Consider the following 7,892-nt stretch of genomic DNA (forward strand, 5'->3'; position numbering starts at 1 on the left):
ACAGTGATGGTTAAGAACTTTACTCTTCTTTCTAAAGTATTGCGCCCGCTGCCTATGCCTAAAGTAGATGCTGATGGCAAAGTGCACGATGCCTTTACTGATCCTGAGCAGCGCTATCGTATGCGTTATGTGGATTTGGTAGTAAACCCTCAAGTAAAAGAAGTGTTTATCAAGCGTACCAAGTTATTCAATGCTATGCGTCAGTTTTTTAATGAGGCAGGCTATTTGGAAGTAGAAACCCCCGTACTACAAGCTATCCCAGGGGGAGCTAGTGCGCGTCCGTTTATCACTCACCACAATGCATTGGATATTCCACTCTATATGCGTATTGCTAATGAGCTCTATTTAAAACGCCTTATTGTAGGAGGTTTTGATGGGGTGTATGAGTTTTCTAAGAACTTCCGCAATGAGGGAATGGATAGAACTCATAACCCAGAGTTTACTGCGATGGAAATCTATGTGGCTTATAAAGATTACAACTGGATGATGGATTTCACAGAGCGTTTGCTTGAGCATTGTGCTATAGCAGTAAATGGTACCACTAAAGCAACTTTCGGAGCTCACACAGTTGATTTTAAAGCACCTTACCCTCGTGTAACGATGACCGATGCGATTAAGCAGTTCACTGGTTTTGACATTACAGGGAAAACAGAAGAAGAATTGAGAGCTTTTGCACACTCTATCGGTATAGCGGTAGACGAGACAATGGGCAAAGGTAAACTGATAGATGAAATATTTGGAGAGAAGTGCGAAGGCAACTTTATCCAGCCTACTTTCATCACCGACTATCCTAAAGAAATGTCGCCACTTACTAAAGAACACCGCGATAATCCTGAACTTACTGAGCGTTTTGAGTTAATGGTATGTGGTAAGGAGATTGCTAATGCCTACTCTGAGCTTAATGACCCTATAGATCAGCGTGAACGCTTTGAAGAGCAATTACGTCTTTCAGAAAAAGGTGATGACGAGGCAATGTTTATAGACCAAGATTTCTTGCGCGCTCTTGAATATGGTATGCCTCCTACCTCTGGTTTGGGAATTGGTATGGATAGATTGATTATGTTCCTAACCAATAATGAGAGCATACAAGAAGTCCTTTTCTTCCCGCAAATGCGCCCCGAAAAGAAAGGCGTAGAGCTATCAGAAGATGAAAAGGTAATCTTTGAACTACTAAAAACCTCAGAGAAATTGTTACTTGATGCGCTTAAAGAACAAGCAGCTCTTTCTAATAAGAAATGGGATAAGGCTATCAAAGGACTTACCAGCAAGAAAGTAGCAAAAGTAGCAAAAGAAGGAGAAGAGCTATTTGTAGAATTAGCTAAATAAGAATTTCAGTTATATAGTTATATAAAAAACTTTGCCAAAGGTTGTAGAAGACCTTTGGCAAAGTTTTTTTTGTTAATTGTAAATTTATTAATTGTTAATAGAAAGGTTATCTATTTGTTTTATAGAAACCAAAGAAAAGAATATAGCCATAACAAAGTATGAGTATAAAGAAAGCCATTCTGAACCCTACATAATCGGTGAAGAAGCCATAAAGGAGTGGTATGAAACCGCCGCCAACAATCATAGTGCAGAGAATAGCAGACACTTGTGTTTTCATCTCTCCAAGTCCTTCACTACTCAATGCAAAAATAGTGGGGAACATAATAGAATTGAACAGTCCGATGAATAATAAACTCCACATAGATAATAGTCCATCGGCATTAATAGAGATGAGAATGAGTAGAATGACTATTAATGAGGAAAGCATTAGTACTTTGGCAGGCGCAAATACCTTAGTAAGGTATGCCCCTATAAAACGCCCTATCATAGCATTCCCCCAATAGAAAGTTAAGAAGATAGCCACAATAGCCTTAGGGTCAGCTGAGGTAAGGTCAGAGCCTAGTACTTTGCCTAAGCCGATGAGTAAAGTACTCATAGTAGGACTCTCTAAAATTTCTTTTGCTATATTAATTTCTACAAAATAATTGACTGCAAAACTGCCTATCACTACTTCAGCCCCTACATATACAAAAATTCCTATTGCTCCTAATAGTAGAGAACTCTTCTTTAATAAATAGAGGCAGCTTTCTTTGTTTATCTCTTCTTCAGCAGTTAAATTGACACAAGGCAGTTTGGTAACTGAGAAAATAAGGGCTAATATGATAGCCCCTAAGGCAATATAAAGAGAGGGAATCTGTATAGCTAATGCTTCCGCTTGCAAATAAATACTTCTGTCTATATAATCGAGGTGATTGATTTCAGCAGCGTTTTTTACTTCATCTTTTAGTAGATATACTGCGGCAGCTATAGGAGCAAAAGTTGTTCCTAAAGCGTTGAATGCCTGAGAAAAAGTAAGTCGGCTGGGGGTAGTGGTTTCGCTGCCCAATACTGCTACATACGGATTGATTGCTACTTGCAAAAAAGTAATTCCGCTACCCAATACGAAAATAGCTGCCATAAAAAGAGAGAAAGAGCGTTCGTCGGCAGCAGGATGAAAAAGCAATGCCCCTAAAGCAATAAGGGCTAAGCCTAAGATAATACCACGTTGATAGCCCGTTCTGGTAAGGATATATCCTGCAGGGATAGAAAATAATAGGTAAGGCAAGAAAAAGAAGAATACTATCAGACCCGTATGGGTATAGTTGAGTCCGAATACATCGCGTAGGTGAGGTAATAGTAATTGGACGAGTACTGTTAGTCCGCCGAAGAGGAAAAACAGTATCGCTACAAATATAAAGGCTTTAGTACAGAGTTTCTTTTTACTCATTACAATATTAAGTATTAATGTTTTGGTTATCGTTCGTTACATACTCGGCGCTAACTTACCGACTTTTGTTCGTCACATACTCGGCTACGCCAGCTCGCCGACTTTCCTTCGCTCATTGTTCGCTCATCGTTCGTCATAAACTCTGTCAATTTTCCTTCAGTTAAAGAATTAAAAAAATGAGATAAGAGAAAAAATATGCTTTTTGTAAAGAACGATATAATTTTTTAAGCGTGCAAAGGTAAGGTTATATTTAAAAAATAGTTAAATTTTAACGTTTCATTTTTGTTGTATTTGTAACATTTTATTGTATATATCTGATATTCAGAAGTTATAAAATGTTATATTTTTTCGTTTTAACATTTCTGTTCAAAAGCAGAGAGGTGTTGAAAAAAAGTTTTTATAAAAAGTTTACGAAAAGTGTAGGTTATATAAAAAAAAGCAGTACCTTTGCACTGACAAATAACGGATAACTAATTTGACTAAAACAATGAAAAACTGGTTTTTAAACGTAGCGATTTTCTTACTGACAACTGTGTTATATGCACAAAGTGGTGTAGTAACGGGCGAAATTATTGATGGTGACGAGAAAGTGCCATTGATGGGAGCGGGCGTGCTGGTAAAAGGTACCGCGCACGGGGTTTCGACAGATATGGACGGTAAGTTCAGCCTAACGGTAAGTGCCAATACAGGTACTATAGAGGTGTCGTACTTGGGGTATGTAACTAAGTCCGTGCCTTATAAACTGACTAATGGGAAGGCTCACTTAAGAGTGGTGCTTGAAAGCGATCAGCAATCGCTTGGGGAAGTGGTAGTAACTGCTAAGAGTACCCTTATAGATATTGCTAAGGAACGCAAGACTCCTGTGGCGGTATCGACTATTCAGGCGGCTGAGATAGTAGATAAACTCGGCACTCGTGAACTACCTGAGATACTAAACCGTACGCCTTCGGTATATGCTTCAAGAAGTGGAGGGGGCTTTGGAGACTCGAATATTAATGTGAGAGGTTTTGATAGTAAAAACGTAGCTGTAATGGTAAATGGTATGCCTGTGAATGATATGGAGGGTGGTACTGTTTATTTTAGTAACTGGTCTGGGCTATCGGATGTAACTTCGGCTATGCAAATACAGCGCGGACTTGGGGCTTCGAAAATAGCGATTGCTTCAGTAGGAGGTACGATTAACTTTATTACGCGTGCTTCGGATATGAGCGAAGGAGGTACTGCTTATGCTAGCTATGGTAGCAGTGGTGAATATAAGGGTTCGGTATCGTATAACACAGGAAAGACTACAACAGGCTGGTCAGCTTCAGTATTGTTTGGTAAGAGCGGAGGTAGTAAGTATGCTGATGGTACTAATTTTGATGCTTATAATTATTATTTTGCTTTAGGATTTGAACCTTCTAAGAAACATAGTTTTCAGTTGATGTTTACAGGCGCGCCTCAGTGGCATCATCAACGTTACTCTACTTCTATACAAAATTATCAACGCTATGGAGGTACAGCTGACAAACCTAACAGACGTTATAACTCGGATTGGGGTTACCTAAATGGGGAAGAGTTTTCAACCAGAAGAAATGTGTATCACAAACCTGTAGCGATGCTGAATTGGGATTGGAATATTACAGAAAGTACATCTTTGAGTACAGTACTTTACGCTTCAGTAGGTAGAGGTATGGGTTCAAGCAATGAGGGACAAGGTTCTGCTATTACTCCTAATGGTACTACTTATTCTTTGAAGAATGTAAATATTTCGTCAGTACGTACTGAAGATGGTCTTATAGACTTTGATAAAGTGGTACGCTATAACAAAGGGGAAGCAGTAGAGGGATTAGCCCCAATGCAGCACCCAGGGGAAATAAATAGAGAGGGAGAAGTAACAGCTCCTAATGGACAGAAGTTTAGAGGAAGACAAGGTTTTGCGCGTGGTGGCTCAGTGAACTCGCACGACTGGTATGGAATTTTGACTAATCTTCAGCACCAAATTGACAAAAACTTCACATTTAATATGGGGTTAGATGCAAGATATTATTACGGATATCACCATAAGGTAATTACAGATTTGTTAGGTGGTAATTCGTACTACGATACTTCAAATAAAAATGTAACTGCCCCTCGTAATCAGAATATTATAAATGCTGTAAAGCCTGCAGATATATCTTTTAATCCGTTTGCTAAAGTATCACCGGTAGAAGAACAAATAGGCTATAGTAATGATGGAGAGGTAAAATGGTTTGGATTATTCTCTCAATTTGAGTATTCAGATGATCATTTTTCAGCATTCGTACAGGGTTCTACTTCAATACAATCTTACCAACGTGTGGATAACTTTATGAAGCCAGGTACTTTGGCAGTAAGAGGTAATTCGGCTACTGCTATGAATACAAAAACAGGCTTTAAAAATATTGTGGGCTACAATATCAAAGGTGGGGTAAACTATAATATCAATGAACATCATAATGTATTTGCTAATATAGGTTATTACTCTAAACAACCTTTCTTTGACTCAGTTTATCCTAATTATAAAAACTTCTTGAACCCGTTGGTTACTAATGAAAAGATATTGGGAATGGAATTAGGGTATGGTTTTAAATCAGAGTTTTTGAATGCTAACTTGAACCTATATCGCACTTCTTGGAAAGACCGCTTTTTGCGCAAACCTAATAACTTGACGATAGGAGGAAACGAAATTCGTGCTTTTGCCAATATTTTAGGGATTGAGGAAGTACACCAAGGTGTAGAATTAGAAGCTAATGCTAAGATCAATAAATATCTGAAAGTAAATGCGATGCTTTCGTTAGGAGATTGGTTTTACAAAGGAGATGCTACAGGTACACTTATCAACGAAAACAGTAATCCGATAGACTTGCAAGGTAATGAAGTGCCTGCAGGAAGCGCTGCTCAAACAAAACTTTTCTTAGAAGATGTGAAAGTAGGAACAACAGCTCAGACGACTGCTGCCCTAGGATTAATAGTATCGCCTATTGATAATCTGAAAATAGATATAGATTGGAGATATGTAGATAACTTATATGCAAACTTAAACGTTTCGTCATTTACTTCTAAACAAGCGGCTGAAAAAGGAGCATTGAGATTACCTGCTTTTCATTTGTTCGACTTAGGGGCTTCTTATAAATGGCAACTTACTGAAAAACAGCGTATTTCATTTTTTGCACACGTATATAACTTGTTAGATACTTATTATATAAATGAGTCGTATGATAATATACACGCTACAGATAGAAGTATAACCTATAAGGGTATAGATGTAAATAACAGAGTATACTTTGGTGATGGTCGTACCTTTAGCTTTGGCGTACGCTATAACTTTTAATTAAATAAAACAATAAAAAACATAAAAGGCTGCCGGGAAGGTGGCCTTTTTTTATTTGTCAATTATTTGCTATTTTTTTGTATCTTTGCACCTCATAATTCTAAAACATACTTTTTATGCTTATTAACTGTAAAAGACATTCTATATACGAAATCTTTGAAGCCTATATACATACTTCTGAAAATTATGAGCCTATAGACTTTGTTTTTGAACTTATCAACTATTTTAGACGGAAGAATAAAAATAAATCTATTCATATACAGGAACTTATAGATGAACTTAAGCACAACCCTGAACGTATTGCCTTCTTGAGGGAAAAACTGTATATGGTATTTGCTAACAAAAAGAAGGTGATTCTTTTTACTGATGCGGGGTTGCTGAATAGTGTGTCGTTTTTTAAAGAATTGCGGCGGCGTATAGGTCACCAATTGATACCTGACCAGCCTTCGCAAGATAGTATACAGTATGTGCTAAATCAGCTTTTTTATAAGCCTTCTGATGCTAAGTGGCTCTTGCGTATACCGATGGAAAATTGGAAGGAGCTATTGGATATATTGGGTGTAGAGACTTTTTATCAGAATGAAGGAAAAACGACCTCGCAACAAATACTTTTGGCTATAATGATACTCTCGCAACGTATGGGAGGGCTGGCTTTGCAAACAGATGTACTGCGTATGGTGCCTGAATATGCGCACTTGAATAGTCCGTTTATAGCTCTTGATGATGAGTTGAACAATTTAGCACGAACATTAGCGAAAGAGGATAGACCTTATTTGTATATACAGGATCAGGAGTTAGACTATAAGCAACTGAATATATTGGTAGGACAGTGTGAGGATTTTGTTAATAAAGCAGATGCTAATGCAGGAAAATACGGGGTTAATTTTAGTGTAAACCAGACACTTTTGCTTATACGGCAGCAGCTGAAACGTATAAAAAGGCTTTATAATTATCTTTTTATACAAAAAGATAGTGATATGCGCGAAAAAGCTATTGATTTTTATTTAGATATGGTGAAAACTAATTCTAAAAAGAACAATGTGCGCAAACTTATAGACGATAGTGTGTATAATATCACTTATGAAATCACTAATTATACGGGTAAGACAGGAGAACACTATATTACTTCTACTAAAGGAGAGTATTTTAAGATGCTTAAGACTGCTCTATGGGGTGGGGTGATAGTGGCTTTTATGTGTTTGATAAAGCTCTCCCTTTCTATGATTCCTGACCAGAGCGCTTTTTTGCGTGCCTTTAATTACAGTTTGAATTATGCCATAGGTTTTGTGATGATTTACCTTACAGGCTCTACCTTGGCTACTAAACAGCCTGCAATGACGGCATCGACTATTGCTAAGACGTTGGAAAACCTCAATGTAAATGATACCAAAGAAAAGTATAAGCAATATTCGGCATTTACAGCACTTTTTACGCGCTTGTTTCGCTCGCAGTTTATTGCTTTTGTGGGGAATGTATTTGGGGCGTTTCCGGTATCGATGTTGCTGATAGTGGGGGTAAGCTCGTGGTTGGGCTATAATTTTGCAGCTAAGAAGAGTTATCACTTATTGGAAGATTTGAATATTTGGCATACACCTGTGTTTTTACACGCTTGTATTGCGGGGATATTTTTATTTTTATCGGGGATTATAGCGGGTAATGTAGCGAGTGTAAATAACTTTAATAATTTTTACTATCGGCTTTCAGAACACCCATTTTTAAAAGGCTTTTTTGGCAAGAAGCGTATGCAACGGGTGGCTAACTGGATGCAGCAGAAGTGGCCTTCAGTGGTTTCTAATATATGGTTTGGGG

4 protein-coding genes are annotated in these 7,892 nt (G+C 37.8%); 3 read left to right on the top strand and 1 reads right to left on the bottom strand.

Annotated features, from left to right (window positions below; genetic code table 11):
• Nucleotides 1–1,326: lysine--tRNA ligase (gene lysS, locus HMPREF9074_RS01415; protein WP_034539430.1), on the top strand; the 1,326-nt coding region annotated here is incomplete at its 5' end.
• Nucleotides 1,327–1,432: 106 nt separating this feature from the next.
• Here lysS and gluP read toward each other — a convergent pair.
• Nucleotides 1,433–2,752 (bottom strand): glucose/galactose MFS transporter, encoded by a 1,320-nt coding sequence (gluP, locus tag HMPREF9074_RS01420; protein WP_009733873.1) that lies wholly within the window; start codon nucleotides 2,750–2,752, stop codon nucleotides 1,433–1,435.
• A 487-nt stretch (nucleotides 2,753–3,239) separates the two neighbouring features.
• Between gluP and HMPREF9074_RS01425 the strand changes: the two genes are divergently transcribed.
• Both HMPREF9074_RS01425 and HMPREF9074_RS01430 read left to right on the top strand, forming a co-directional pair.
• Nucleotides 3,240–6,083: a TonB-dependent receptor gene (locus tag HMPREF9074_RS01425; protein WP_009733871.1), complete on the top strand. Its 2,844-nt coding sequence runs from the start codon at nucleotides 3,240–3,242 to the stop codon at nucleotides 6,081–6,083.
• A 116-nt stretch (nucleotides 6,084–6,199) separates the two neighbouring features.
• A partial coding sequence (locus HMPREF9074_RS01430) for a recombinase (RefSeq protein WP_034539432.1) occupies nucleotides 6,200–7,892 on the top strand: 1,693 nt, incomplete at its 3' end.

The organism is Capnocytophaga sp. oral taxon 329 str. F0087, from assembly GCF_000213295.2.
Classification (GTDB): Bacteria; Bacteroidota; Bacteroidia; order Flavobacteriales; family Flavobacteriaceae; genus Capnocytophaga; species Capnocytophaga leadbetteri_A.

Bases quoted from the DNA above. Each gene is read 5' to 3' on its own strand.
- gluP (WP_009733873.1), bottom strand. From the start codon at position 2,752: ATGAGTAAAAAGAAACTCTGTACTAAAGCCTTTATATTTGTAGCGATA.
- HMPREF9074_RS01425 (WP_009733871.1), top strand. From the start codon at position 3,240: ATGAAAAACTGGTTTTTAAACGTAGCGATTTTCTTACTGACAACTGTG.